General features: G+C 39.4%; 20 protein-coding genes. 11 read left to right on the forward strand and 9 right to left on the reverse strand.

Annotated elements, in window-relative coordinates; translation table 11 throughout:
• Positions 1-235: 235 nt before the first annotated feature.
• The 5 genes from J690_RS14230 to ompR all read right to left on the reverse strand — a co-directional run bounded on the left by J690_RS14230 (position 236) and on the right by ompR (position 4,743).
• Positions 236-667: a GNAT family acetyltransferase gene (locus tag J690_RS14230; protein ID WP_032036583.1), complete on the reverse strand. Its 432-nt coding sequence runs from the start codon at positions 665-667 to the stop codon at positions 236-238.
• 130 nt (positions 668-797) lie between these two features.
• Positions 798-2,312 carry an acetyl-CoA hydrolase/transferase family protein gene (locus tag J690_RS14235; RefSeq protein ID WP_032036584.1) on the reverse strand — a complete coding sequence of 505 codons (1,515 nt, stop codon included), beginning with the start codon at positions 2,310-2,312 and terminating at the stop codon, positions 798-800.
• Between the two features lie 35 nt (positions 2,313-2,347).
• Complete coding sequence (locus J690_RS23865) at positions 2,348-2,476, reverse strand: hypothetical protein (protein ID WP_081405186.1); 129 nt, start codon at positions 2,474-2,476, stop codon at positions 2,348-2,350.
• A gap of 27 nt (positions 2,477-2,503) precedes the next feature.
• Positions 2,504-3,961, reverse strand: a complete 1,458-nt coding sequence (locus J690_RS14240) for an ATP-binding protein (RefSeq protein WP_032036586.1) — start codon at positions 3,959-3,961, stop codon at positions 2,504-2,506.
• A gap of 17 nt (positions 3,962-3,978) precedes the next feature.
• The gene (gene ompR / locus J690_RS14245) at positions 3,979-4,743 is read right to left on the reverse strand and encodes an osmolarity response regulator transcription factor OmpR (RefSeq protein ID WP_000060753.1); all 765 of its coding nucleotides are present in this window, start codon (positions 4,741-4,743) and stop codon (positions 3,979-3,981) included.
• Between the two features lie 657 nt (positions 4,744-5,400).
• On the opposite strand from ompR, the gene J690_RS14250 reads away from it, so the two are divergent.
• Positions 5,401-7,749: a Tex family protein gene (locus tag J690_RS14250; protein WP_032036587.1), complete on the forward strand. Its 2,349-nt coding sequence runs from the start codon at positions 5,401-5,403 to the stop codon at positions 7,747-7,749.
• Positions 7,750-8,045: 296 nt separating this feature from the next.
• Positions 8,046-10,232 carry a SulP family inorganic anion transporter gene (locus tag J690_RS14255; RefSeq protein WP_005067022.1) on the forward strand — a complete coding sequence of 729 codons (2,187 nt, stop codon included), beginning with the start codon at positions 8,046-8,048 and terminating at the stop codon, positions 10,230-10,232.
• Between the two features lie 69 nt (positions 10,233-10,301).
• Here J690_RS14255 and J690_RS14260 read toward each other — a convergent pair whose 3' ends face one another.
• Positions 10,302-11,192, reverse strand: a complete 891-nt coding sequence (locus J690_RS14260) for an SDR family NAD(P)-dependent oxidoreductase (protein WP_002116932.1) — start codon at positions 11,190-11,192, stop codon at positions 10,302-10,304.
• 274 nt (positions 11,193-11,466) lie between these two features.
• The gene (locus J690_RS14265) at positions 11,467-12,744 is read right to left on the reverse strand and encodes an O-acetylhomoserine aminocarboxypropyltransferase/cysteine synthase family protein (protein ID WP_005078509.1); all 1,278 of its coding nucleotides are present in this window, start codon (positions 12,742-12,744) and stop codon (positions 11,467-11,469) included.
• A 295-nt stretch (positions 12,745-13,039) separates the two neighbouring features.
• Here J690_RS14265 and ettA point away from each other — a divergent pair, with 295 nt between their 5' ends.
• Positions 13,040-14,701 (forward strand): energy-dependent translational throttle protein EttA, encoded by a 1,662-nt coding sequence (ettA, locus tag J690_RS14270; RefSeq protein WP_005067029.1) that lies wholly within the window; start codon positions 13,040-13,042, stop codon positions 14,699-14,701.
• A gap of 44 nt (positions 14,702-14,745) precedes the next feature.
• Here ettA and J690_RS14275 read toward each other — a convergent pair whose 3' ends face one another.
• Positions 14,746-15,129: a tetratricopeptide repeat protein gene (locus J690_RS14275; RefSeq protein ID WP_002116715.1), complete on the reverse strand. Its 384-nt coding sequence runs from the start codon at positions 15,127-15,129 to the stop codon at positions 14,746-14,748.
• Between the two features lie 340 nt (positions 15,130-15,469).
• Positions 15,470-16,162 (reverse strand): YidX family protein, encoded by a 693-nt coding sequence (locus J690_RS14280; RefSeq protein WP_032036590.1) that lies wholly within the window; start codon positions 16,160-16,162, stop codon positions 15,470-15,472.
• 150 nt (positions 16,163-16,312) lie between these two features.
• Here J690_RS14280 and J690_RS0104485 point away from each other — a divergent pair, with 150 nt between their 5' ends.
• The 8 genes from J690_RS0104485 to J690_RS14305 all read left to right on the forward strand — a co-directional run bounded on the left by J690_RS0104485 (position 16,313) and on the right by J690_RS14305 (position 24,305).
• Positions 16,313-16,711, forward strand: a complete 399-nt coding sequence (locus tag J690_RS0104485; RefSeq protein ID WP_032036591.1) for a cation efflux protein, CzcI-like — start codon at positions 16,313-16,315, stop codon at positions 16,709-16,711.
• 56 nt (positions 16,712-16,767) lie between these two features.
• A complete protein-coding gene (locus J690_RS0104490; protein ID WP_031946965.1) occupies positions 16,768-16,962 on the forward strand; it encodes a hypothetical protein in 195 nt (64 codons plus the stop codon).
• Positions 16,953-17,570, forward strand: coding sequence for a methyltransferase family protein (locus J690_RS14285; RefSeq protein ID WP_081405181.1), 618 nt, complete (start codon positions 16,953-16,955; stop codon positions 17,568-17,570). Before J690_RS0104490 ends, J690_RS14285 begins: the two co-directional genes overlap by 10 nt.
• A gap of 144 nt (positions 17,571-17,714) precedes the next feature.
• Entirely contained in the window at positions 17,715-17,888 is a 174-nt protein-coding gene (locus J690_RS23870; RefSeq protein ID WP_199977048.1) for a hypothetical protein, read from the forward strand.
• Positions 17,889-18,086: 198 nt separating this feature from the next.
• A complete protein-coding gene (locus J690_RS14290; RefSeq protein WP_032036595.1) occupies positions 18,087-18,482 on the forward strand; it encodes a cation efflux protein, CzcI-like in 396 nt (131 codons plus the stop codon).
• A 57-nt stretch (positions 18,483-18,539) separates the two neighbouring features.
• Positions 18,540-19,949: a TolC family protein gene (locus tag J690_RS14295; RefSeq protein ID WP_032036596.1), complete on the forward strand. Its 1,410-nt coding sequence runs from the start codon at positions 18,540-18,542 to the stop codon at positions 19,947-19,949.
• On the forward strand, positions 19,949-21,157 hold the full coding sequence (locus J690_RS14300; protein ID WP_032036598.1) for an efflux RND transporter periplasmic adaptor subunit: 1,209 nt from the start codon (positions 19,949-19,951) through the stop codon (positions 21,155-21,157). Before J690_RS14295 ends, J690_RS14300 begins: the two co-directional genes overlap by 1 nt.
• Positions 21,147-24,305 carry an efflux RND transporter permease subunit gene (locus tag J690_RS14305; RefSeq protein WP_032036599.1) on the forward strand — a complete coding sequence of 1,053 codons (3,159 nt, stop codon included), beginning with the start codon at positions 21,147-21,149 and terminating at the stop codon, positions 24,303-24,305. The genes J690_RS14300 and J690_RS14305 overlap by 11 nt, the downstream gene beginning before the upstream one ends.
• Positions 24,306-24,427 lie beyond the last annotated feature (122 nt).

Here is a 24,427-nt window from a genome sequence, read left to right on the forward strand (position 1 = left end):
AGCTCAGTAGGTAGAGCAACGGATTGAAAATCCGTGTGTCCCCAGTTCGATCCTGGGTCTCGCCACCATATTCGAAAAAGCCCCATATATAATGTATGGGGCTTTTTTCATGCCTGTTTATTTAATAAAAATATTAAGACCTTACCTGTGTATAAATCTCATTTTATCCACAAGCAAAGAGTTATCCCCAATATTGCCTTAACTTTCTAAAAATGGCTCAACTGAAAACTTGTCTCTAATCGTGAGAACTATCACGAATAAGTCGTTTTCCTAAGCACACTGCTTCTATCTCGTCATAGCCAAGCTGTTCGTAAAAGTTCAACACATTCAAATTGTCTTTACGGACTAATAATTGAAGTTTTGGGCAGCCGCGAGCAATCAGTCGCTTCTCAAGCTGCTGAACAAGCGCTGTAGCGATTCCTAAGCGTTGTTGGTGGGGGTGAACAGCCAAATAGTTAATCCAGCCTCTATGGCCGTCGTAGCCGCCCATAAGCGTGCCAATCAGTTGCTCATCTTTAATAGCAACCAAAAACAAATCATCCTGTTGCGAGACTTTCCTGAAAATATCGGTTTCAGGATTATTCCAAGGACGGGTTAGACCACAGCTTTCCCATAAAATAACGACATCATCCAGATCTGCATTTGTAAATTGACGAATAATAAACATATGGATTTCTACTTTTTGTTTTGATGTGCTGAAAAGATAAAATAAAAATTCGGGCTTGAGCAGTTTTTTATTAATAATTTAAACAAATAAAAAAGCACCCCCGAAGGAGTGCTTGAATTAAACCAGTGATTTAAGCTGATTTTGCAACTGGTGCTGCTTGAAGCATTTGACCTGTTTCTTCGAAGTTTGCATGCCAAGACAATGCTTCACGAAGTAAGTGAGGAGTATGTCCACCTTTCGTACATGCACGGTCAAAGTAGTCATTTAATGCATCACGATAAAGTGGGTGTACACAATTATCAATAATAGCGCGAGCGCGTTCACGAGGCGCTAAACCGCGTAAGTCTGCTAAACCTTGCTCTGTCACTAAAATATCAACGTCGTGTTCACTGTGATCAACGTGGCTTACCATTGGTACGATAGAAGAGATATCGCCGCCTTTAGCAATTGATTTGGTTACAAAGATCGCCAAGTGAGCGTTACGAGCGAAGTCACCTGAACCACCAATACCGTTCATCATTTTAGTACCACACACGTGAGTTGAGTTCACGTTACCGTAAATATCAAACTCAAGCGCAGTGTTAATGCCGATAATCCCTAAACGACGAACCAATTCAGGATGGTTAGAAATTTCTTGTGGACGAAGCACTAATTTGTCTTTGTAAGCTTCGATATTGCCAAAAACTTTTTCACCACATTTTGCAGAAAGGGTAATTGAGCTACCAGAAGCAAATTTCATTTTGCCTGCATCAATGAGTTCAAAAGTACAGTCTTGTAGTACTTCTGAGTACATGATGAGGTCTTCAAAATCAGAATCTTTTAAACCTGTTAATACAGCGTTGGCAATAGAACCAATTCCTGCTTGTAATGGACCAAGGTTTTTCGGTAAACGACCTTCTGCAACTTCTTTATTAAAGAAAGCAATTAAGTGGTTTGCAATGCCTTGAGTCTCATCATCTGGAGGAGTTACTGTTGATGGTGAGTCATGTGTATCGTTAAATACAATACCTACAATTTTTGCAGGATCAATTTGGATTGCTGTTGTACCAATACGCTCATCCACTTTTGTTAATGGAATTGGAGTACGTGTTGGACGGTAAGTCGGAATATAGATGTCGTGCAAACCTTCAAAGCTTTCGCTTAGAGAGGTGTTGATTTCAACAATAATTTTTTCGGCAAAAATAGCAAAGCTTGCAGAGTTACCTACAGAAGTTGTTGGAATAATACCGCCATCTTCAGTAATCGCGATTGCTTCAATCACCGCAACGTCTGGACGTTTAAGTTGCTGGTTACGCATTTGCTCAACAGTTTCTGATAAATGTTGATCAATAAACATAACTTCGCCGTTGTTAATCGCACGACGTAAAGTGTTGTCTACCTGAAATGGCATACGACGAGATAAAACACCTGCTTCCGTGAGTTGTTTGTCTAAGTCATTACCTAAGCTAGCACCCGTAATTAACGTGATTTTTAACGGATTTTTCTTTGCATGCTCTACAAGTGCTTGTGGAACAGCTTTAGCTTCACCGGCACGAGTAAAACCACTCATACCAACGGTCATTCCATTTTCGATGAATTGCGCAGCTTGTTCAGCACTGATGACCTTGTCATGAAGAGAAGCTAGGCGAATACGACTTAAAGACATTGGACATCCTCAATATTGTCAAAACATACGGGATTTTAGCTATGAAAAATTGAAAAGTGCATAGGTGTTAGGCTAAGGTCTAATTTTGTAAATAAATGGTGGTATAAATTATATTTATGGTTTTTATTTGATTGATTTTTATTGCTTTTATTTGTCTTTAAAATGAGCCTTTTAATAACCAACTGATTAAATTAAAAGCGCTCACTCAAAGTTTGTTTTATTTTTTCCAAAGGATTCGTCGTGGTATTTTCTTCGGTACTCGGTTTAGGGATTGGTAAAGAAATAATAACTTCTAAACCACCTTGTTCACGATTATGAATTTGAATCTCACCATGATGAATATCGACAATACGTTTAACAATAGCCAGCCCAAGACCACTACCTTGAATAGTTCTTGCTGAGTCTCCGCGAACAAAAGGTTGCATTAACTCTTCAATTTGATCTGCAGGAATGCCTTCACCATGATCAGCAACGGTAATTAAAATACATTCATTTTCAACTTTTGCGCTGAGTTCTATCGGTTCAGCACCATAGCGTTTTGCATTATTAATCAAGTTGGCAATCAATCTTTTTAAAGAAAGACTACGTGCTGGAATAATAGGTACATCCTGCATCTCGAATTGAATATCGAGAGGTTTAAATTGCACAACAAGTTCTTGCAAAAGCATGTTGATATTGGTGTCTTTCAATTCCTCATCTGAACCATCGCGCATATACGAAATGAACTGATTAAGAATTGCATCCATATCATCTACGTCATAAACCAAACCTTCACGCAAAAACTCATCAGGCAGCATCTCTGCTGTTAAACGTATGCGTGTAAGAGGGGTGCGCAAATCATGTGAAATCCCCGCCAACATAATACGTCGTTCGCGCTCAGTCTGATCGAGTGTGTAGACCATGCGATTAAAGGCTTGGTTTACTTGACGAATTTCTAATGGACCGTGGTTGGTATCAAGATACGGCGCTGTTCCGGATTTACTGTATTCATTGGCAGCATTCTGCAAACGACGCAGAGGGCGGTTCATCTGTCGAACCAAAATTAAAATAATGATAGCCGACAGTAATGGAACACCCACGACCCAACCCACTAAAAGTTCAGGACTGTAGTTGGCATAGGTTTTTAAAGGCTCACGAACCCAGTTCCCATGCATTTCAGGAGTTTGAATCCAAATGCGTGGGCTCGGTTTAAACTGAAAGTAAACGGTAACGTCTTTAGTCCCAATCTCATTTGCCAGCTTTTTTTCGACATGATTGGTAAAAAACTCGGCAATGACCTTTTCTCGGACACTTGGATATTCTTTGGGATTGGTAACGTATTCAATACCGACTCGATTACGCAACCACGCATCAATATCTACTTCATTTTCACGATGAAAAATTCGTATATCAGGATTATTGACGAGCTCAAGCTCAACCGCAAGATAACGGGCGTGCTGTTGAATTTCAGGTAAATAAAGAGTGCGCCAAAAGAACCATAACGACATAAATAAGCTAAAGAACACCACCAGCAGTACCAAAATAGTGGTACGCATGGCAGCAGAACGTGGCTTTATTTTGTCGAGAAAACGTTCCCATCGAGTCCGTTTACGTTCTGAATAGGCAACGTAATCGGTAAAGTTCTGTGGGGCGATTGGTTCTAAACTCACTCTATTTTATCTCAAGCTTATTCAGCACCATCTGGAACGAATACATAGCCTACACCCCATACAGTTTGGATGTAACGTGCACGTGCAGGGTTATCTTCAATTAAACGACGTAAACGAGAAACTTGAACGTCAATTGAACGTTCCATTGCACCCCATTCACGGCCACGCGCTAAGTTCATCAGTTTATCGCGCGTTAATGGTTCACGTGGGTGTTGTACCAATGCTTTTAATACTGCAAATTCACCAGTTGTTAAGGTAACGATTTGTCCTTCACGTGTCAGCGTACGAGTAGACAAGTCTAGAGACCATGGACCAAAGCTTACAACTTCAACTTGTTGGCTTGGTGCGCCCGGAACTTCACGAACTTGGCGACGTAATACTGCACGGATACGTGCTAAAAGTTCATTTGGGTTAAATGGTTTTGGCAAGTAGTCATCTGCACCAGCTTCAAGACCTGCAATACGGTCTGAATCGCTACCGCGTGCTGTTAACATGATGATTGGCGTATCAATATTTGATTGGCGCAAACGACGGCAAATACTTAAACCATCTTCAACCGGTAACATAAAGTCGAGTACGATAAGTGAAAATAACTCACGTTGTAATAAACGATCCATTTGTGAAGCATCATGGGCAGTTTTTACAACAAAGCCTTTATCTTCCAAAAAACGTTGCAAGAGGGTACGTAAACGCACATCGTCATCGACCACTAAAATACGTTCGACACGATCCGTTTCGTTGTGTACGGTTTCAGGATGTTCAGCAGGTACAACTAAACTCATGATGTACTCCCTTTTAAAGTCATAATTTATATATTATTGGGTCGGATAGGCTTATTGCCAACAAGCCCTCAGTATAATGCCGATGTTCTTGTTTAGACTATGTATCAATTTGCTCAAAATTACAATTTTCAAGGTGGTTTGAAACCAAAAAACAACATCTTAAGCCCATAATTTAGCAAAGATAGATCTAAAACAACAAATAGTTAAATTTTCAATAAATTTCTAATAACTCAATAGTAATAACTAATTGTTTCAAATCAGTTATTTGAAATAAATATAATAGGCTTTTGATTGCTGAATAAGATAAAAAAACTGAGTAAATAACAAATTAGAAGAATAAAGTAGTGCTCAACCTTAATATTTTTGTCTTTTGGGCTATGTATCAATATGATCAATTTCTCATAAATTATATTAATTTTTTGTCACGTTCATGACACAAGTCATACGTTTATATTTTTTAAAGATTAAAAGGGAGGGTTCGCTCTCAAATTTTTCATACTTAAATCACTGTTTTTATGTGCTCTAGTAGTCGTAAAAAGTATAAATATTCAGAGTCAATACAAAAAAACGTTTTGAATACGCAAACAAGTGTGGATTTTATGGGCTTGGTCTTTATAATCAGTGCTTTTAAACTTTATCCTTGTGGGATCAAACACGATGACTGACTTAGTTCAGCAGTTGGCAAGTGAGCTTGCCGTACGTCCAAACCAAGTAGAAGCTGCCATCCGCTTAATTGACGAAGGTGCCAGTGTTCCATTCATTGCCCGTTACCGTAAAGAAGTAACACAAGGTTTAGATGATACGCAGTTACGCCAATTAGATACTCGTTTAGCGTATTTACGTGATTTATATGAGCGCCGTGAAAAGGTCATTCAGTCTTTGCAAGAACAGAATAAATTGAATGATGACTTGTTGGCGCGGGTGAATGCAGCCGAAACAAAAAATGCTTTAGAAGAAATTTATGCACCGTATCGTCCTAAGCGTACAAGTAAGTCTTTTAAAGCAAAAGAAGCAGGTTTAGGACCAATTGCTGAAAAAATTATTGCAGAACAAGTTGACCCGACAGAAGCATTGGCTGGGTTTAGTCATGAAGACTATCCAGATGTTGAAAGTCAGTTAGATGCGATCCAGCATATTCTGATTGATGACTGGGCACAAAATATTGCGCTTACTACAGAATTAAAAGCAACTTTTGCAAAAACTGCGGTTTTAAAAAGTACTGTTGCTTCTGAAGAAAAGAAAGAAGTCGGTAAAAAATTCCGTGATTACTTTGAATTTTCTGAAGGTTTAAACAAATTACCTTCACACCGTTTATTGGCGATGTTGCGTGGTCGTCAAGAAAATGTATTAGGTTTAAAAGTTGATGGTGAAGATGATGCGCCATTAGCGCGTATTGAAACTGAATACAACCTTGAGCAAATTCAACCTCAAGCACGTCAAGATTTCTTAAAACAAACTGCAAAATTATTCTGGTTAGGTAAAGTTCGTCCTCAAATCGAGCATTCATTGCTAACAGAGAAACGACTTACTGCCGAAGCAGAAGCAATGCAAGTATTTGCTGAAAATCTTCGTCATTTATTATTATCAGCACCAGCGGGTGGTCGTACTACTTTAGGTGTTGACCCTGGTATTCGTACTGGTGTGAAACTTGCGGTAGTAAGCGATGCAGGTGATGTACTTGCCCATAGCACGATTTACCCATTCGCACCTAAAGAAGATAAAGAAGGTTCTATTACTGAACTTGCACGTCTATGCCGTGAATATAATGTAGAGCTTATTGCTATTGGTAATGGTACAGCTAGCCGTGAAACAGAAGCTGTAGTGGCTGAAATGATGGCTGCTAATACAGACCTTAAATTAACACGTGTGACTGTAAGTGAAGCGGGTGCATCTGTTTACTCTGCAAGTGAGCTTGCTGCGGCAGAACTTCCAGAGCTTGATGTTTCAATTCGTGGTGCAGTGTCGATTGCTCGCCGTTTACAAGATCCACTTGCTGAACTTGTTAAGATTGATCCGAAATCAATTGGTGTAGGTCAATATCAACACGACGTAAATCAAACTGGTTTGGCTAAAACACTTGATGCGGTAGTTGAAGACTGTGTGAATGCTGTTGGTGTTGATGTAAATACGGCATCGCCAGCAATCTTGGCTTATATTGCAGGTTTGAATAAAGCCATTGCTCAGCAAATTGTTGAATATCGCAAAGAGCATGGTCGTTTTGATAACCGTCAAGCTTTGAAAAGCGTACCACGTTTAGGTGAGCGTACTTTTGAACAAGCTGCTGGTTTCTTACGCATTCAAAATGGTTCTGAACCTTTAGATGCTTCTGCTGTTCACCCTGAAAGTTATGGTCTTGTTGAGAAAATTGTTGCAGCAAAAGCGACAACTGTTAAAGACATCATTGGTAATACCGAAATCATTCGCCAAGTAAAAGCTGATGAATTTGTTGATGACAAATTTGGTTTGCCAACAGTTCAAGACGTATTAGCTGAACTTGAAAAACCGGGTCGTGACCCGCGTCCAGAGTTCCGTACTGCTAAATTCCGCGAAGATATCACTGAAGTTGGTCAATTAACTGAAGGTATGCAACTTGAAGGTGTGATTACTAATGTCACAAACTTTGGCGCCTTTGTTGATATTGGCGTGCATCAGGATGGTTTAGTTCATATTTCGGAATTAGCGAATGAGTTTGTTTCTGACCCGCATAAAGTTGTAAAACCAGGTCAGATCGTACAAGTGCGTGTTATGCAGGTTGATGTTGAACGTAACCGCGTGAACTTAAGTATGCGTGCTGAAGGTTCTGCACCTGTAAAAGCACAGCGTCCACCACGCCGTGAACAAAATACAGAACAGCGTTTTGAACGTAAGCCTCAAGGTAAACGTCCTCAACCGCGTAAAGATCAAGCTGAACGCCCTCAGCGTAGCAAGCAAGAGAAACCACAAGAACAAAAGATCGGTGGTTTAGGTGCATTGTTATTACAAGCAGGAATTAAAGGTTCTAAATAAGAGTCTTTAGTTGATAAAAAGGCCTCCAATTGGAGGCTTTTTTATGGGTTAAATATTATGTTTTTAATAACTATATAAAAGCAAAATAAGAAAAAAACAGTCGTAAAGATGAGGTGAATCTTAAGATCAACAAATCGTTGTTAAATACACAATTAAATACACAACGTTATAGCATAACTAAACTTTAATGATATTCAGTTGTTCGACATCATCAACCCAGCCTTGAAGCATTTACTCACTTTCAGGCTGTAATAGTACAACTTTGCTTATTTCTTTTTATTATAAATGGTTGTTTTATGTCGGTTTTAAACCTGAAAAATAGATTTCATTTAAAAGACCTCTTATCCGGAGTTGTCGTATTCCTCGTGGCATTACCACTATGCTTGGGTATCGCTTTAGCCTCAGGTGCTCCCATCATCTCTGGTATTATTGCAGGTATTGTAGGCGGCATTATTGTGGGTTTACTGAGTGGTTCTCACATTAGCGTTGCAGGCCCAGCGGCAGGGCTGACTGCTGTCATCCTTGTGCAATTAGAACAATTGGGCGGCAATTATGCCGCCTTTTTATTATGTATTATTTTTGCCGGTGTTCTACAAATTCTATTTGGATTATTTAAGTTAGGTTTTTTTGCGAACTTTATTCCAAATAATGTCATTTTAGGGTTATTAGCCGCTATTGGTGTCATCCTGATTGCCACACAATTACCTTATCTGTTTGGACTTTCTGATTTTTCATGGAAACAGGTTTGGACTTCAACACCAGATGCATTCCTTCAACGTTTTGATGGAGGAGCGGCACTTATTGGTTTACTCAGTTTATTTTTAATTTTAGCGTGGGATAGCAGTCCGCTTAAAAAACTAGCTTTACCTTCGGCTTTGATTGCGGTTGTGCTCGCAGCAGTTTTAAATTTTATTTTAGTGAGTATGGGCTCTTCATGGGCAGTACAAATTGATAATCTTATTCAATTGCCGAATATATTACAGGCACCTGAAAAAGTATTAATTTTCCCTGATTTTAGCTATTTAGCTGAGCCTATGATTTACACAGGGGCAATTACTCTGGCTGTCGTTGCATCTTTAGAAACGTTATTGAATTTAGAGGCAGCAGATAAAATCGATCCTCAAAAACGTTCTTCTCCGCCGAACCGTGAACTTTGGGCACAAGGTACAGGGAATATCGTTTCGGGCTTAATAGGTGGCATGCCCGTCACCTCAGTGATTGTTCGTAGTTCGGTGAATGCGAATACAGGCGCGCGTAGTAAGTGCTCTACCATTATTCATGGGGTATTGTTGCTGTTAGCGGTTTTGTTCTTCGTGCCATTAATGAACATGATTCCTCTGTCTGCATTGGCTGCGATCCTTATTGTGACAGGCTTTAAGCTTACCCATCCAAAACTATTCAAACAGCTTTATCAAAAAGGTTGGAAACAGTTTTTACCTTTTATTATTACCTTAGTTGCAATTTTGCTGACAGATCTTTTAATGGGAATTTTAATTGGTCTGTTCACCAGTAGTGCTTTTATTCTCTATGGCAATTTTAATAAAGGTATTCGTGTTTATAGAGAGAAGCGTTTGCATGGCGTAGTCACGCGTATTGAACTCCCATCACAAGTGACCTTCCTTAATCGTTCTGCGCTTATTTCGGCATTGGAACATGTACATAAACATCAGCAACTCATTATTGATGCAACTCAGTGTGATTCGATTGATCCTGATATCTATCAAGTTATTCAAGATTATCAAAGTGAAACGGCTATTAAACGTCAGGTAAACCTTAAATTGGTCGGGTTCAAACAGCACTATCAAGATGTTGATGATGCGGTACTTGATATTGATATTAGTACGCATGATTTACAACAAAAGCTGAGTCCACAACAGGTCGTTAACCTACTTAAAGAAGGGAACGAACGTTTTGTAAAAAATGAACGTCTACAACGAGATATTTACCGACAAATTCGTGTGACTGCAGATGAAGGGCAACATCCGATTGCAGCAGTCCTTGGGTGTATGGACTCACGTGCCCCTACCGAAATGATTTTTGATGTCGGTATTGGTGATCTGTTTAGCTTACGAATTGCAGGTAATATTGCTGGGCAAAAAGTATTGGGTTCACTTGAGTTTGCTTGTCAGGCTAAAGGTTCTAAAGTCATCGTTGTTTTAGGACATACCGATTGCGGTGCAGTAACAAGTGCATGTCAATTGCGTTTAGAGCAAAAGCAAGTGTCTGATGTGAAGGAAATGCCACACATTCAATATGTGCTTGGGCCATTAATGCATTCGGTTGATAGCGTATATGACATTATGCAGCCACGTGAATTAGGTAATGCTTTTATAAGTCAAGTCACAGCAATGAATGTTCATTACAACATCCAGTACATTATTAATAACAGCAGCGTGCTTAAAGATATGGTTGATCGAGGTGAGATCGTAGTTGTGGGTGCAATTTACGATGTAAAAACAGGGCATGTTCAGTTTCTTGATTGATCAGTCCTTTAGTTAAAAAAAGCGCCTTAGTTAAGGCGCTTTTTATTTGTTTATGCGATTAACTCAAAATTACCAGTGTTCACCTGGGAAAATGCGTGCATAAGCTTTTTGTGCCCAGTTTAATTTCTCAGTTTTTTGTCCCTTCGCTGCATCTGAACTTGGGAATAAACGGAAACCAATCGACATGAACATATTATTGATGCCTGGCGCTACAGAATAAGTCATTGAAGCTAAGCGACCTAAGTTAGTTGCCATACGTTTCGGGCGTTTCACAATTGCATAAGCAATTAAGTCAGCAGCCTGCTCAGGTGAAAGGGTTGGAACATATTTATAAATTTTAGTTGGTGCAATCATTGGGGTACGAACCAATGGCATATAAATTGAAGTAATTGCGATTTTGTGTGCATGAACTTCGGCCGATAGACAGCGGCTAAATGCATCAAGCGCTGCTTTAGACGCGACATATGCAGAGAAGCGAGTAGCGTTTGCTAAAACACCAATCGAGCTAATATTAATGATTTGTCCGTCTTTACGCTGAATCATATGCGGCAAGATATTGAGAACTAGGCGAACCGCGCCAAAATAATTTAATTGCATCGTGCGTTCAAAGTCATGAAAACGATCATAAGATTCATGTACAGCACGGCGAATAGAGCGACCTGCGTTATTAATTAAAATATCAATGTGATCCACAGTTGCTAAAATTTCTTTAGAAACTTGGTCAATCATTTCCATATCGTTGAGATCACATGGGAAAATTGATGCCTTACCGCCACGTTTTTCGATATCTGCTTTTACTTCTTCCAAAGTTTCTTGAGTACGGGCAACCAGTAAAACATGGGCACCAGCATCAGCAAGTTTGTTTGAAATCGTTAATCCGATTCCACTCGAGGCGCCTGTCACTAAAATGACTTTATCTTGTACCTTTTCCTGGAACAGAGCTTCTAATTTTTTATTCACAGCATTTTACCTAAGTAGGGGCAGGGACTATTTATTCCGGTATGTAATTTTTATTTTTTACAACCGTAGGTTCATCCAAATGAACTCATAAATATTGTCTTTATCTTAATAGATGTTTAAAAATTGTCTAGTCCGTAAATATATGAAATTTAACAATTTATTTAGAGTAAAAACTCTAAAATAGTATCTTAATCCATTAATTATTTTAGTTATATAGTGAACAGAAAAATGAAAAAAGCCTCTATTTCCAGAGGCTTGATAAATAGTTTAAAAGTTATACAGCTGAAAGTGCTTGTTCTAAATCGGCAATTAAGTCATCAATATGCTCAATTCCAATGGAAAGACGAACCATATCTTCACTTACACCAGCAGATTTAAGCTCTTGTTCATTGAGCTGGCGGTGAGTCGTAGTTGCAGGGTGGCAAGCCAAACTTTTCGCATCACCAATGTTTACAAGACGAGTAAATAGCTGAAGTGAATCAATGAAGCGAGTACCTCCTTCACGCCCATCTTGTACACCGAAAGATAAAATTGCAGAAGGTTTACCTTTTACATATTTTTGAGCAAGCTGGTGCTGCGGATGATCTTTTAAACCTGCGTAATTCACCCATTTTACTTTTGGATGGGTCTGTAAATACTCTGCAATTTTTTGCGCATTTTCAGTATGACGCTCCATGCGGAGATTTAGAGTTTCGAGGCCTTGTAAAATCAAGAAGACACTGAGCGGGCTAATTGCCGCGCCTGTATTACGCAATGGTACAACTCGAGCTCGTGCTATATAGGCAGCTTCGCCTAATGCCTCAACATAATTCACACCATGATAACTTGGGTCTGGCGTGTTCAAAACTTTAAAACGCTCTGGATATTTACCCCAAGGAAATTTACCGCTATCGATAATTGCACCACCAATGCTATTGCCATGACCACCAATATATTTAGTAAGCGAATGGATGACGATATCGGCACCATATTGAAATGGTTTTAATAAGGCAGGGGTGGCAACCGTATTATCGACGATGACAGGTACGCCATATTCATGTGCAATTTTTGAAATTGCTTCTAAATCGATAATATTTCCGAGTGGATTCCCAATTGATTCAACAAAAACAAGTTTAGTCTTATCATCAATTAAGTTACGTAAGCTTTCAGGCTGTTGATAATCAAAAAAGCGAACTTCAATGCCTTGTTTTGGTAAGGTGTGGGCAAATAAATTATAAGTTCCGCCATATAAAGTTGAGACGGAGGCAATGTTGTCTCCAGCTTCTGTAATCGTTTGGACAGCATACGTAATCGCTGCCATTCCAGAAGCCAAGGCTAAAGCACCAATTCCGCCTTCGAGTGCAGCAAGACGTTGCTCAAGCACAGCAGTGGTCGGGTTCATAATACGGGTATAAATATTGCCCTGAACTTTTAAATCGAAAAGGTCAGCACCGTGCTGTGTATTATCAAATGCATATGAAGTGGTTTGATAAATAGGGACCGCAACCGCTTTTGTTGTTGCTTCGGGTGAGTAGCCAGCATGAATTGCTAAGGTTTCATCTTTATAAGTCATGATTACTTCATCTTCGTGAGTTAAATATTGAGCGAGTCTAGCTTAAAAGTTAAATAGAAAATTGCAGAAATTCTGGTTTGTTTTCTAATTTTAGGAATAAAGATAGAAAAATATACGCTGAAACGCTGTATAAATCTTATTCATAAACATTTTGCAACTTATTGAAAAAGAAAATTGTTTGATAAATCCGTACGATGGAAATCATAACTTCAAGTCATAGAGGTTTTCAGCGTATAATACGCGCGATTATTTATCGCTTATGCGATGTATTGGTTTTTCAATTGAGGAGTCCTGCGTGGCCCAATATATTTATACGATGAACCGAGTGTCTAAGATGGTTCCGCCAAAGCGCGAAATCTTGAAAGACATCTCTTTATCATTTTTCCCGGGTGCCAAAATTGGTGTGCTCGGTTTGAACGGTGCAGGTAAATCTACCTTGCTTCGTATTATGGCTGGCGTAGATAAAGATTTCTCTGGTGAAGCTCGTGCACAACCTGGAATTAAAATCGGCTATTTAGAGCAAGAGCCACCTCTTGATCCGACTAAAGACGTTCGTGGTAACGTTGAAGATGGCGTGCGTGAAGCTTTAGATGCATTAGAGCGCCTTGATCAGGTTTTTGCAGAATATGCAGATCCGGATGCAGATTTTGATGCACTTGCAAAAGAGCAGGAAAAATTAGAATCAATTATCCATGCTTGGGATGCACATAACTTAAATAACCAGCTTGAAATCGCGGCAGATGCCTTGAACCTTCCAGCTTGGGATGCAGACGTAACTAAGCTTTCAGGTGGTGAACGCCGTCGTGTAGCACTTTGCCGTTTATTGCTTTCAAAGCCAGACATGTTGCTTCTTGACGAACCGACGAACCATTTAGATGCAGAATCGGTATCTTGGTTAGAGCGCTTCTTGAAAGATTTTCCTGGCACAATTGTTGCGATTACGCATGACCGTTATTTCTTGGATAACGTTGCCGAGTGGATCTTGGAGCTTGACCGTGGGCATGGTATTCCTTACCAAGGTAACTATTCTTCTTGGTTAGAGCAAAAAAATGCTCGTTTAGAACAAGAGCAGAAACAAGAAGAATCTTTTGCTAAAGCATTGAAAAAAGAACTTGAATGGGTTCGTTCAAATGCGAAAGGTCAGCAAAAGAAAAACAAAGCACGTATGGAGCGTTTTGAAGAGCTTAACTCTAAAGAATTCCAGCAACGTAATGAAACGTCTGAAATCTACATTCCACCTGGCCCTCGTTTGGGTAATAAAGTTGTGGAAGTGGAAGGTATCAGCAAATCATTTGACGGCCGTGTATTGTACGAAAACTTATCGTTTACTGTACCTCCAACAGCAATTGTGGGTATCGTTGGTCCAAACGGCGCGGGTAAAACGACTTTATTCCGTATGATGACTGGCGAACAGCAACCTGATACAGGTACTGTGACTTTAGGTGAGTCAGTTAAAGTGGCTTACGTGGGTCAGATTCGCGACACTCTAGACAATAACAAAACTGTTTGGGAAGAAGTGTCTGGTGGTTTAGATATCTTGAAAGTGGGCGATTATGAAATTGCTTCACGTGCTTATATCGGCCGCTTTAACTTCAAAGGTCAAGATCAGCAAAAACGCGTAGGCGAATTGTCTGGTGGTGAGCGTAACCGTTTACAACTTGCGAAAATTTTACAGCAAGGTGCAAACGTTATCTTACTGGATGAGCCATCAAACGATTTGGATATTGAAACTTTACGTGCGCTTGAGGATGCAATTCTTGTATTCCCGGGTACGGTAATGGTGGTATCGCATGACCGTTGGTTCCTTGACCGTATCGCGACACACATCTTGTCATTCGAAAATGAACAGCCAGAATTCTACACAGGTAACTATGCAGAATATGAAGCATACCGTCAGTCACGTTTAGGTGAAGACGCTGTTCAAAAACGTACTAAATACAAAAAAATTAGCGGCTAATCTCTGTTAATTTAAAAAACCAGCCTAAGGGCTGGTTTTTTATTTTAAGAAAATGCGAGCTTGCTAAACGCTTCTTGTAAGCAGCGTTCAGCATCGGGATGTCCCTGACTTGCTGCTTTTTGTAGCCATTTTTCAGCTTCACGATAATTTTTATCTAATCCAAATTGACCATTTAGATAACCGATACCAAGCTTAAAAGAAGCGTCAGAGCTACCACGTAAAGCTGCTCGTAGGTAGCACCACATAGCATTTCGGTCGTTAGGAGTTACATCTAACCAGTTTTGCATACGTTCATGGTCTTGCTCGGCTAGTTCCTCAAAGCGTAAACCCTGTTCAATTTCATCAACTGCTTGTGAATGCATATCAGAAGGTAAGTTTTCAAAAGCAAACAAGTGATTAAGCCTATACTTGATTGATTTCATATTCATGATAGTCTCCCTTGTTCCTCAATTTAATTGAATTGACTCACACTTTTAAGCTAGTCCCTTATATTGAAATATTATGTTTTTTTTTGTAAATGTGATATAGCGCATTTGGATGAAAAATAATGAAGTTTTGGCTTACATAAAAGTTACACGTGTTTTTACGCTAAGTGAAACTACTATGAGAATAGTGGCATTCTTAAGGGAAATTAGAGCTTTTAAAATTAAAAAATAGCTATTATTTAACGCAAAAGACTTTTGAGAAAATTTATAAATATCAAACAAAAGAAATTTCTTTAAACAAAACCAGCTTAAGAGCTAGTTAATTAGTTTTGCCTAGGAACTTCTATTTTGTAAAGTCACCTCGTAAGTCTGCCCATATCAGAGAAGGGGCCACCGTGACCACATCAAATGCCATCGCTAACGGATAAAGTGCCATACGAGTTACACGTTTAAACGGATGTTTCTTTGTTATTTCATATTTTTGCTGTAAGGCGATAGGATAAGGAATGGGAAGGGTTTGTTGAATTTTTTGTATGTCTGGAGCTTTATATATTTGTCCTTTAAAGCTAAGAAAAGCGTAAGGATATAAAACATCTTTTTGATTTTCTATCACAACAAAATGATTTTTAAATCCTAGGTTTTTTAAATTTTCTTTTTGTTGTTCAGAAAGAGAGAATAGAGGAGTTTTATATAGGAATTGAAGTTCTCCATGAAAATGATTGGGGTCATCCATGGTCAGTACTAGTGGGGATGGACTGGTCAGACTCCGTTGGTCTGCCGGGATTGCATGAAGAAGTTTTGATAGCTCAGCGCTTCCCTCGGTCATTAAATAGCTGAAATCTTGGCCTACAAATACGATCCCTTGTTCTTGCTGGTTTTGAACAGCTTGCCCTAAAGCAATGATTTGATCTTTTGCTAAAATGATCTTCTCGATTCTTGTGGTTTCATTAGGAAGGGCTTCTGAAAGCAATGTCGTGGCACAAGCACTCAAATTTAAACAGACGATAACGATTAGGGTGGAAAATAGTTTATACATTGCAGGAACTCAAATAGGAAAATAATTTTTCTAAAGAAAAAACTTTTTTAAAACAGCGATAAATTGACCAAAAATTATTTTGTAATTTTATTACATTGGTATCGCTTGCTATAGTGACTTTGTGCAATTTCTAATTATCACGGTGTACGGTTGCCACGTTCTACAATTTTTATGTCCGTCTTGTTTAGCTTGCTCATATTCCAAAGCTTATGGAATGTGGCGGCGGCATTTTGCGTGCATGAAAATAGGGGAGCGGCATTACAACATTTCGGTCATCATGCAGATTTAAATGTATATCAATCTTCAGACCATATGCAGACTGAACATGTTGGTATTGTAGAAAATTCTGATAATGCTCCATTAAGCTGGCAAGATCATCACGATCATTTACCTTCATGTTTTCATGTAGTGATGACTGAAAATGCACAACAAGCTCAAGAACCTTTTGTGCGTGTACATGAGCTTTCACAAATCTATTACTGGTCTAATTCTTATCAGTCTCCGCATCTTGGCTCTTTAAATCCCCCTCCTGTCTTAACCCTGCTATAGGTGGGGTAGCCGAAAAATAACCCACCAGAAATTTATTTATTTCAAAGGGTTATTTTATGCTTAATTATATGTGCAAACAAAGCGCAGCAATCTTCTATGTAGATTACTCGCTTAAACATTCACGTCTTTATGTTAATGACAAGGCGGGATATAAGGTTCTGTCAAATTTTTCCGGAAAACAAAAATATCATTTTAATGAATCTGTTATCTCATCTCTGATGATTCACAGTGATGGAGGTTTATGGAAATGAATATTTTATTTACCCCCCGTGTTAGGACTGTGAGCTCCCGAGGGATTGGGATTGTTTTAGCTATTATTCTCGCCTTCAGTTTTAGTAAATGGCATTTCCAGGCGGCATTTATAGAACATATTTTATGGTTCTTTGGATGGTTTTTTGTGGGCATCGGAGTAATGGGAAGAATATGGTGCAGTCTTTACATTTCTGGATTTAAGAATGCCAAGTTGGTGACAGACGGTCCCTATTCTTTATGTAGAAATCCACTCTATCTGTTTAGTTATCTGGGGGGAGTCGGGATCATGTTGATTACAGAGACGTTTATCTTCCCAATATTATTCACGCTTTATTTTCTCTGTTACTACCATTTTGTTATACGCCAAGAAGAAGCATTCCTGAGTGAAAAATATGGAACCGCATATTCAGATTATATAAAGACAATTCCACGCTTTTTACCAAGTTTCAAAAATTTTAAAGAGCCTGAGTTCTATCAGGTTTCGCCGACGCATTTCCGTATTTTTTTGACGCAGGTGGTGTGGTTTATCTGGGTTGCGGCGTTAGTCCAACTTTTTGATGAGTTGCGACTACACGGTGTTCTCCCTTCATTGTTTAGTTGGTTCTAAAAATGAAATGAAAGTATATCCGCATGCTTCTTAGAGACTCAGAAGTTTTGTTCTGAGTTGATTAACTAAGGCATGCGAAAAATTAATTTTATTTCTGGGTTAAATCCTTAAATAAATTCGAAATATTTAGATCAGGTGATTATTATGTCTATTAAACTAAATAAAAAATCAGTTTTGATGGTTTTACTTCTTTCAACAAGTTTGGCTCATGCTGATGGAGGGTTAATATTCCTCGAAAAGAATATTAAGTCTCAGCAAGAAACAAAAGCTAAAGCTGAAAAAAGTAAGAATCCTCATTTAACTTGTAAGCGTAAATAATTTTTATTTTTTAGGAAACTAATTACTTAATAATTAGTTTCCTATGAGTAAAGATAAAAATTCTTAATGATTTATTCTTATCTTTACTCAGGCGAGATTAGGATCGCTTCTATATTGCTATTTATAGATGTAATTTTATTACATGCCGATAGCCTGCTATAGTGGCTTTGTTCAACTTCTTAGTTTAATGGTGTGCTGTTGCCACGTTCTGCACTTTTCATGTCCGTCTTATTCTGTTTGCTTATATTCCAAAGTTTATGGAATGTGGCAGCAGCATTTTGCGCCCATGAAAATCAGGAGAAGGCATTACATCATTTTGGTCATCATGCAGCGTTGAGCTATGAAGCTTTACAGCATAGCCATACGGAAAAGACAGATATCGTAGGAACTACTCATAAAGCTCCTTTAACCTTGTCTGATCATCATGACCATTTACCTTCATGTTTTCATGTTGTGATTGTAGAAGCACAAGAAAAGCTTGTTTCACCGTTAATACAGTCATCTGAGCCAAAACAACAATATTATTGGTCCAATTCTTATAAGTCCCCTCATATTTCTAAACAAGCCCCGCCTCCTGTTTTAACCCTGCTATAGGTGGGGTAGCCGAAAATTAGCCCACCAGAAATATTATTTATTTCATAGGGTTATTTTATGTCTATTTTTTTATACGAAAAGCGTTTCGTTAGTCTGAGCACATCTTGGGTACTTAAATCATTAGTTGTTGCAGTTGCGCTTTCAACTAGCGTTGTAACAACTGCTGCTAGTGCAAATCAGAACCTCACGCAGAATACTCAACCGCAGCAAGTACAGAATGTTTTAACGTTTGAACAGGTGCTCGATCAGGTTAAGCAGTTTCAGACTCAAACAGGAATTTGGCAAACTCAACAAGATATCGCCGAGAGCAATATCAAACAGAGTCAGCTATGGGAAAATCCGACGGTTTCTGTACAGCAAACGGGTTTTAAATCTGGAAAAGATCAGGAATTAGAACTTGGGATCTCGCAAAAACTAGATATTTTTGGTGTACGTTCCGCAGCAAAAAAACTAGCAAGTGTTCAGCAAAATCAAGTTGAGTTAAATCAGGTCTTATATGAGGCTCAACTGAAGCTGGCGGTAAAATATTTATGGTCACAAGTATCTATTTTAGAGCTTGAACATGAAGTTGCTAAAGCCCAGTTAAGAACGAGTAAGAACCTTTTAGATGCTACCCGCTTACGCTTTCAGGCAGGCAGTATTGCTCAGGTTGATTTAGATCGAACTCTCATGACGCATGTTGAAAATCAGCGTTTATATCAGGAAATTGAATTATCACTGAGTAGTGCTAAAAGAAAATTGGCTAACTTATGGGGTGAGACAGAAGATAACTTCACGTTACGTCCAGATATAAAAAGTGTGTGGCCTTTAAAAAATGAAGGTGATATCGATCAATATCTAAAACAAAATTTGTTAGAGCAGTCCCTGCGGCTTCAAGCAATACAACAAAATTCTGAAATTAATTATTTAAAGGCAAAAAATCGTCCTACGCCTACTGTAAATATGGGTGTGGTTCGTAGTAAAACCGCAGAAACGAGCAGTACCGAAAATCAGATTCGAGTCGGTATAGCAGTTCCTTTAAACATTTTTAATCGCCAGCAATATACCCTAAAAGTTGCTCAAAGCAAACTTGATTTAATTGACCAGCAGCAAAGCTTTTATAAAAAGCAAAGCGAGAATTCTATTCGTACTCTACAGTACGAGTTAGTGGGTTTAAAGCAGCAATATAATTTAATGAATGAGCAGCAAATCCCTTTATCAGAGACGGTACAAGAGAAAATGTTGCTTGGCTTTAAAGTCGGTAAATTTGCAATTACTGATGTTCAGCAATCTACCCTTCAATTACAAGAACAACGTTTGAAGAAAGTTCAACTCCTTAAATCTGCTTGGCAAAAAGCAATTGAGGCAGAAAGTTTAGCTCTCGGGATCGATCCAAATGTGGTGATGTCTGGAGATGCATTAAATCAAATTAATCAAAATTTATGGCAAGACACCTATAACTTGCCGACAGTTGGAGGGGCAGAGTAATGTCAGTTAAAAAAATGAAAAACCAACGGCTTATTGCTATTTTGCTGCTGATTGTCTGCCTTGCTTTAAGTGCTTGGTTATTTTTCTCTGGAAAAAAACAGCCTAATACTGATGAAGGTGAAGAAGAGCATGCAGAGGGTGAAGCTGGTCATGAAGAATCTGAAAAAGAGGAAGGCAGTTTAAACTTAACTTCTAAGCAACTGGTTGAATATGGCGTGAAGTTAGAGCAAGTAGGGCGTGGAGAAGTTGAACAGAGCCTCTCTTATCCTGCCAAACTCGTTGTAAATACAGACCAGCAAGCACATGTCTCTTCTACGTTTTCTGCACGAGTAGACAGCGTAAATGTCGCACTGGGACAACAAGTTGAAAAGGGTCAGGCACTTGCGACTTTATTTGTACCGGATTTGGTCGATCAACAAGCTAACTTAAGCATGGCACAAGAAGCACTGACATTAGCGCAGCAAGATTATCAACGTGAAAAACAATTGTGGGAACAAGGGGTTTCAGCACGACAAGATTACCAGCGCGCTTACAATGCTTATCGTCAGGCGCAGATTCAAGTGCAGGCTGCAAATAGCCGTTTATCTGCTTTGGGGGCGAATCGCTCAAGTAAAGGCCGATATGTTTTAACTGCACCTTTAAGTGGTGTAATCAGTAATAAAGATATTGTCATTGGGGAGCAAATTGGCCCTGAAAAACAATTATTTGTTATTGATCGCCTGGATCAGTTATGGGTCGAATTTGTGCTACCAAGTGCAAATACCAATATTCAGCCTAATCAGGAAATTGAATTTAAATCATTGCAAACGAACAATATTTTCAAAGCGCAGGTGCAAAGCCTAACTTCAGAAGCAGATACTCAAACTGGTCGTTTACAGGTTCGTGCCAAGGTACTGACACCTTCAAAAGAATTGCGTCCTAACTTAATGGTCAATGTGTTACTGAAACAAAATAATGCAGCGACTGTATTACGAGTTAATAAGACAGCGATACAACAGATTGATGGAAAGAATGTCGTCTTTATTGCAAAACAGGAGAAGGACAAAATTCATTTTGCTCCTGTTGCGGTAGAGTTAGGCAATTATTCTTCAGATGCGCAATGGGTCGAAGTTAAATCCGGAATTACTGAAAAGCAGCAATATGTGACTCAAGGTAGTTTCTTGCTCAAGTCCGAACTTGAAAAAGGGGAGGCCGAGCATGGACATTAATAAACCTGATTTGCCAAAGGCTGAAGGTTTGTTTGATCGAATCATTCAGTTTTCAATTAACAACGCCATTTGGGTCATGATGTTTGTCATTGCTTGGATTGGTGTCGGAATTTATAGCTACCAAAAACTTTCAATTGATGCCGTGCCTGATATCACCAATGTACAGGTACAAATCAATAGTCAGGCTAATGGTTTTACAGCACCAGAAGTTGAGCAAAGGATTACTTATCCGATTGAAAATGCCATGTCCGGTATTCCAAATCTGGAACAGACTCGTTCAATTTCCAGATATGGTCTTTCTCAGGTCACGATTATCTTTAAAGATGGTACTGACATTTACTGGGCAAGACAGCTGATTAACCAGCGTTTACAAGAAGCTAAGAGTGCTTTACCGGATGACATTGAACCGCAAATGTCTCCAATTTCGACTGGACTCGGTGAGATTTATCAATGGGTGGTAAAAGCAGAGCCCAATGCTAAAAAAGCAGATGGTTCAGCCTATAGCGCGATGGACCTGCGTGAAATTCAAGACTGGATTATTCGGCCTCAGTTACAACGTGTACAAGGGGTAGCCGAGGTTAATAGCATTGGTGGATATAACAAAACCTATGTGGTCTCTCCAGATCTGACACGGTTACAACAGTTGCAAATTCCACTCACTGATTTACAGGATGCGCTTCAAAATAATAATGAAAACCGTGGTGCTGGATTTATTGAAGAAAATGGCCAGCAACTCACAGTTCGTGTTCCCGGTATGCTGACGTCAATACAAGATATCCAGAACGTTACGGTTGCCACTAAAAACGGTTTACCTATACGGGTTGCAGATGTTGCATCAGTATCGATTGGTCATGACTTGCGTACGGGGGGTGCTACCTATAATGGACAGGAAACTGTTTTAGGTATCGCCATGATGATGATGGGTGAAAACAGTAAAACCATTGCCAAGGCCATTGACGACAAAGTTGAGGAAATTCAAAGATCGCTCCCTCAGGGCGTGGTGATTGAAACAGTCTATGATCGTAGTAGCCTCGTAGATAAAGCGATTAAAACAGTAGCTAAAAATTTGATTGAAGGGGCGATTTTAGTCATCGTTATCCTTTTTATTTTTTTAGGAAACTTTCGCGCCGCTTTAATCACTGCTTGTATTATCCCATTGGCAATGCTTTTTACCTTAACAGGTATGGCGGAACAAAAAATCAGTGCCAACCTGATGAGTCTGGGCGCTTTGGACTTCGGGATCATTGTTGATGGGGCCGTTGTTATTGTTGAAAACTGTATTCGGCGTTTAGCTGAAGCGCAGCATTTAAAAGGTCGCTTATTAACACGTTCCGAACGTTTCACTGAGGTCTTTCTAGCGGCTAAACAAGCACGCCGACCATTAATATTTGGTCAGATCATCATTATGGTCGTGTACCTACCAATTTTTGCTTTAGCAGGCGTTGAAGCAAAGATGTTTCATCCTATGGCAATGACCGTTGTCCTAGCATTATTGGGAGCAATTATTTTATCTGTGACCTTTGTTCCGGCAGCAGTAGCTCTGTTTGTTACGGGTGAAGTGAAGGAAAAAGAAAGCCGCTGGATGATGACGCTGAAAAAAGGTTATGCAGGCTTACTCGATAAAGCATATGCCTTTCGATATGTTGTTGTCACAGCAGCGGTCAGCATCTTAATTTTGACAAGTGCTATTGCAACAAGAGTGGGCAGTGAATTCGCACCTCAACTCAGTGAGGGTGATTTTGCACTACAACTCATGCGTGCACCGAGCACAGGCATAGAAGAGTCGCTTAAGATTCAAGAGAATGTAGAAAAGCAGTTACTCAAAGCTTTCCCTGAAATTAAAGCCATTTTTGCAAGAACAGGAACAGCCGAGGTTGCTACCGATGTCATGCCTCCAAATATTTCCGATGGTATTGTTCTATTAAAACCACATGATCAATGGCCAAACCCTAAAGAAACGATAGATGAATTGCGTACCAGAATGCTGCAATTCGTGAATCAGATTCCTGGTAATAACAGTGAATTCTCGCAACCGATTGAACTACGTTTTAATGAACTCATTTCAGGCGTCCGTAGTGATATCGGGGTGAAAGTTTTTGGGGATGATATGCAAATCCTCAATCAGGAAGCGGAAAAAATAGCCCAACAGTTACGTAGTATTCCAGGTGCCAGTGAAGTCAAAGTTGAACAGACTGATGGTTTGCCATTACTTAATGTAGATGTTGATCATGCTCTGGCTGCGCAATATGGATTATCAGTCAAGTCTATTCAGGATATTGTCGCTGCTAGTATTGGAGGACAGAGTGTAGGGCAAATTTTACAGGGCGATAGACGTTTCGATTTCGTGATTCGCTTACAGGAAAACATGCGTACGCCTCAGCAGCTAGCACAATTACCGATTCGCTTACCAAACGGCGGTCTGATCCAGTTACAAGACGTTGCCAAGGTTGAGAATATTCTGGGCCTTGCTCAAGTGAGCCGTGAAAATGGTAAGCGCCGAGTGATTGTGACGGCAAATGTGCGTGATCGTGACCTTGGGTCTTTTGTACAAGAGATGCAAAGCAAACTGGCGGAGCAAAAGCTACCTAGCGGTTATTGGTTAGGTTATGGAGGGCAATTTGAGAACCTGGCTTCTGCCACTGCAAGAATGCAAATCGTTGTACCGATGGCGCTCATCATGATCTTTGTGTTGCTGATGGCTGTATTCAGTAATTTTAAAGATAGCTTACTGGTATTTAGCGGGGTTCCTTTCGCTTTGTCTGGCGGATTAGTGGCTTTGTGGCTGAGAGATATTCCGCTTTCTATGTCTGCTGGAGTCGGGTTTATCGCTTTATCAGGTGTTGCGGTATTGAATGGTTTGGTCATGCTCACATTCATTAAAGAGCTAAGAGCAACCCTAGATGTTCATGCTGCAACTTGGAAAGGTGCTGTACTGCGACTACGCCCTGTATTAATGACGGCATTTGTTGCTTCACTTGGTTTTATTCCAATGGCTTTGGCAACTGGAACTGGTGCAGAGGTACAACGACCTTTGGCAACGGTAGTAATCGGTGGCATTATTTCATCTACGATACTAACGCTGGTTTTATTACCAGTCATTTATCGATGGATGAATGAAAGCAAGACGAATAAAGTTGAGCATTCATAATGTCATCGATTTGAGATATCTTTTTTGATGAAAAAGTTTGAGTCAGAAAAGTATTTGAAACAGGTAAAGGTAAACATGAATTCATGGTTACTTTTACCTCACCATAAAGATAAATAATAAGG

It is taken from the genome of Acinetobacter sp. 742879 (assembly GCF_000588535.1).
In the GTDB taxonomy this organism is placed as follows: domain Bacteria; phylum Pseudomonadota; class Gammaproteobacteria; order Pseudomonadales; family Moraxellaceae; genus Acinetobacter; species Acinetobacter pittii.

What these genes read in the sequence shown, in the direction of transcription:
- ompR (WP_000060753.1), bottom strand. Translation starts at nt 4,743, where the DNA reads ATGAGTTTAGTTGTACCTGCTGAACATCCTGAAACCGTACACAACGAA.
- J690_RS14255 (WP_005067022.1), top strand. Translation starts at nt 8,046, where the DNA reads ATGTCGGTTTTAAACCTGAAAAATAGATTTCATTTAAAAGACCTCTTA.
- J690_RS14235 (WP_032036584.1), bottom strand. Translation starts at nt 2,312, where the DNA reads ATGTCTTTAAGTCGTATTCGCCTAGCTTCTCTTCATGACAAGGTCATC.
- J690_RS14305 (WP_032036599.1), top strand. Translation starts at nt 21,147, where the DNA reads ATGGACATTAATAAACCTGATTTGCCAAAGGCTGAAGGTTTGTTTGAT.
- J690_RS14265 (WP_005078509.1), bottom strand. Translation starts at nt 12,744, where the DNA reads ATGACTTATAAAGATGAAACCTTAGCAATTCATGCTGGCTACTCACCC.
- J690_RS23870 (WP_199977048.1), top strand. Translation starts at nt 17,715, where the DNA reads ATGTCTATTAAACTAAATAAAAAATCAGTTTTGATGGTTTTACTTCTT.
- J690_RS14250 (WP_032036587.1), top strand. Translation starts at nt 5,401, where the DNA reads ATGACTGACTTAGTTCAGCAGTTGGCAAGTGAGCTTGCCGTACGTCCA.
- J690_RS14295 (WP_032036596.1), top strand. Translation starts at nt 18,540, where the DNA reads ATGTCTATTTTTTTATACGAAAAGCGTTTCGTTAGTCTGAGCACATCT.
- J690_RS14280 (WP_032036590.1), bottom strand. Translation starts at nt 16,162, where the DNA reads ATGTATAAACTATTTTCCACCCTAATCGTTATCGTCTGTTTAAATTTG.
- J690_RS14230 (WP_032036583.1), bottom strand. Translation starts at nt 667, where the DNA reads ATGTTTATTATTCGTCAATTTACAAATGCAGATCTGGATGATGTCGTT.
- J690_RS14285 (WP_081405181.1), top strand. Translation starts at nt 16,953, where the DNA reads ATGGAAATGAATATTTTATTTACCCCCCGTGTTAGGACTGTGAGCTCC.
- J690_RS14275 (WP_002116715.1), bottom strand. Translation starts at nt 15,129, where the DNA reads ATGAATATGAAATCAATCAAGTATAGGCTTAATCACTTGTTTGCTTTT.
- J690_RS14300 (WP_032036598.1), top strand. Translation starts at nt 19,949, where the DNA reads ATGTCAGTTAAAAAAATGAAAAACCAACGGCTTATTGCTATTTTGCTG.
- J690_RS0104490 (WP_031946965.1), top strand. Translation starts at nt 16,768, where the DNA reads ATGCTTAATTATATGTGCAAACAAAGCGCAGCAATCTTCTATGTAGAT.